Origin of the sequence: Gordonia sp. UBA7860 (assembly GCF_002500165.1) — a bacterium.
Classification (GTDB): Bacteria; Actinomycetota; Actinomycetes; order Mycobacteriales; family Mycobacteriaceae; genus Gordonia; species Gordonia sputi.
Map to the genome: position 1 here is coordinate 1 of NZ_DLSO01000036.1, position 3,069 is coordinate 3,069.

The 3,069-nt window shown below is 67.8% G+C and carries 3 protein-coding genes; all 3 read right to left on the minus strand.

The features are described 5' to 3' along the window. A partial coding sequence (locus tag B3T59_RS05285; protein WP_287001643.1) for an AAA family ATPase occupies positions 1–636 on the minus strand: 636 nt, incomplete at its 3' end. Then, positions 633–1,895 (minus strand): DUF4350 domain-containing protein, encoded by a 1,263-nt coding sequence (locus tag B3T59_RS05290; RefSeq protein ID WP_287001644.1) that lies wholly within the window; start codon positions 1,893–1,895, stop codon positions 633–635. The genes B3T59_RS05285 and B3T59_RS05290, both read right to left, overlap by 4 nt. A 104-nt stretch (positions 1,896–1,999) precedes the next feature. After that, positions 2,000–2,740, minus strand: coding sequence for a DUF4129 domain-containing protein (locus B3T59_RS05295; RefSeq protein WP_064906000.1), 741 nt, complete (start codon positions 2,738–2,740; stop codon positions 2,000–2,002). Between the last annotated feature and the right edge of the window lie 329 nt (positions 2,741–3,069).

Sequence of the window (3,069 nt, forward strand, 5' to 3'; positions counted from 1 at the left end):
CTCGTACTCGACGGGGTTCTGAGTCGCCGCGACAAGGAACGGCTCGGGCAGGGCGCGCGGCACGCCGTCGACCGATACCTGCGCTTCTTCCATCGCCTCGAGCAACGACGCCTGCGTCTTGGGCGGTGTTCGGTTGATCTCGTCCGCGAGAAGTAGATTGGTGAACACCGGACCCTCCCGGAAACTGAACTCCGACGCGGCGGCGTCGAAGATCAGTGATCCGGTGACGTCACCCGGCATGAGGTCGGGGGTGAACTGCACGCGCGCGGTGTCGACGTCGAGGGCAGCGGCGACCGACCGCACCAGGAGTGTCTTGGCCACTCCCGGAACGCCTTCGAGTAGGATGTGACCGCGACACAGCAGTGCGATCAGCATCCCCGAGACCGCGGTATCTTGTCCGACAACGGCTTTGCCGACCTCGGCGCGTACCGCATTGAGCCGGGAACGCGCCGACGTCGAATCTGCACCGGACCCCACTCCGGACGCCACCGACCCCACCGCGCCCGACTTGCCGCCCGGCACAGGCGGATACGATGCGGGCTGGGGTACGGGCGGTCGCGCTGAGTGCGCCGGGGTGGAGTGTGGCGGTGTTGAGTGCGGTGGTGTCGAGTGCGGCGGGGTTGAGGGTGCGGTCATGGTGTGCCCCGGACTTCCTTCTCTAGAGCGGTCAATTCGGTGGTGAAGACGACCAGCGCGACGTCGCCCTCGGGCAACGGGCCGGTCAGGAGTCGTGCGAAGTCGCGGGCGTCCCGGTGTGTCGCCGCTGCAGCGACGCTGATGATCGCGGCGACCGACGAGTCGGAACCGTCCGGTGTCCACACGCCCGAGTCATCGTGTTCGTCGGAGGCGTCGAGCGCGTCGAGGGCGTGTACGGGGTCGTAGTGGAGCCCGAGGTATCCGGCGATGCGCGAGATGGTGCGGATGCGCAGGATCGCTGCGGCACGGCTGTCGGCTCCGGCGCGATGGTAGAGCCGTCCACGTGCCTGGGTGGTCTCGATCGCCTTGACGACGGCGGGTAGCGGCTCGGTGACCATGGGGCCGAATCGTCGTCCGCGCCACTGCATCAGCGCGAAGACCGCGAATGCTGCCAGGAGGAAACCGGGGCCGATCCAACGCGGAATCTGAGAACGCGGATCGGTGTCGGGCTCATCCGGTTCAGGTGGTCGATCGCCAAGGCTCGGAATGAACCAGATGAGGCGACCGGAGGAGGCGAGCACGCGGAGGGCTACGCCCGCATTGTCGTCCTCGGCGAGTGTGGCGTTCTCCCAGAAGGCGCCGTCGGTCACGACGATCTCGGGGTGCGAGGCCGTCCTGGGTACCACGACGATCTGTCCCGGCTGGTCGACGACATCTGAACCGTTAGCGATGTCGTCGGGAAAGCAGGATGCCGCCGGCTGCGTCGCCGTGTACCTGGTGGCCGAGGAGTACGAACCCATGCCGGTGCCCTGTGACGAGATGACGTCGTCGGGGGCGATCCCGAGGAGCGAGCACGCTGCTGTCGATCGGGTTTGCGCGACCAGTGAAGCGGTTACCGGAAGCCCTAGCGCCTCGAGCGCGCTGCTGGTCGGTTGCAGCAGGATCACTCGCTTGACGTCTCGGAACTTGTCGAGGAGGTACGACGCGTTGGCCGGGGTGAGAGCGCCGGAGCCGCTCAAGACGACGGTATCGTCGGCGCCCGGTGTCGTGCGATCGCGGAGTTCGTCGAGTCCCCGCGCCACGGTGACGCCGACACCGTGATCGCTGATCACTTTCGTGACGGCACGAGCACCCGTCGGCCCGAGGTTGTCGGGATCACCCGCCACCGTGTTGCTCGGCGTCGGGGGCTTCGGCTTCGACGACGGCGCGCCGCCCAGCGCGAGGGCGGCGACGAGCACGACGATCAGCACTGCAACCACGACTCCGAGGACAATCAACCAGGTTCGACGTCGATGTCGCGGACGCGACGGAGCTGGGCCGGACCGACCCTCGGGGGCCGCGGGCGGTGCGCTCACGGGTGCGCTCACCGGCCTGCCGCCACGTCGTCGTTCGTCATGTCGCCGCTGGTCATGTCACCGCTGGTCATGTCGCCGCTCATCTTGCCGCCACCCACGGAATCGTGGTCCGCGTCAGACCGTGCGCGACCCCTGCGGATCGAGCGTTCCAGCTCGAGCATGGCCTGCGCCTGTGGGAGGTCGGCGTGCCGGTAGCCGTACTCGACGGCGTCGAAAAGGTCAGCGGCCCAACGGAGTTGGTCGCGCTTGTCGTCGTAGGCGACGCCGAGTCGTCGCGACGCCTCGCGAGCGGTCAACGACGGCGCCGCGACGATGTACCCGCGTTCGATGCCCCGCCGCGCCAGTGCGCGCATCGCTTCGCGCACGCAACCGTCGGGATCGCCCTTGTCGAGGAGATCCTCTGCGGCCGAGCGGTATTCGCCGGACTTGAGTGTCAGGTCGTCGAGGGGAGCCGACTTCTCGGTGCGCCGCGCCCGCGGAGTGCGTCGCACGAAGAAGATGGCGAAGGCCACGAGCGCGATGATCACCAGCAGCACGACGACGATGGTCACGATCAGCGTTGTGTCCGGAGCCGGTCCGCCGGTGAAGAAGTCGTAGAGGATGGAGAAGAAGTTCCGGCTGGGCTCAGGAGGCTGCGAGGGCGTGGTGGCCTGCTCGTGATACTGCGGCTTCGACAGCTCGTCGTTGGCCCAGCGTCGGGCGGTGTCGTTGTCGGGATGCAGGCCGTCGGCCAGCAGCAGCACGCTCACGGCGCGAGACTCCGCGCACGCGGACTCGACAGGCTCGGGCAGTGTGCGTCCATCGCGACCCCCTCATCCCGTGCTGTTCGTGGTCTCCGGCAGGTGTCCCCGCGGGGGTCCTCTGCTGCGGCCAAGTGTGCCGTCCGGTTGCGAGGGCGAACTTATCAAACGGTTGACGGCACGGCCCAGAATGTCGGTTTCTCAGATGAACGGTGAGGTCGTGGGTGATCGCTACTTGCGATGGAGGGCAACTGCGACGTCGTCGGGTCCGAGTTCGGTGCCGTCGGGTCCGACGACCGCGGCGTGGACGGACTCGCCGTCGGCGTCGGTGAGGTCGA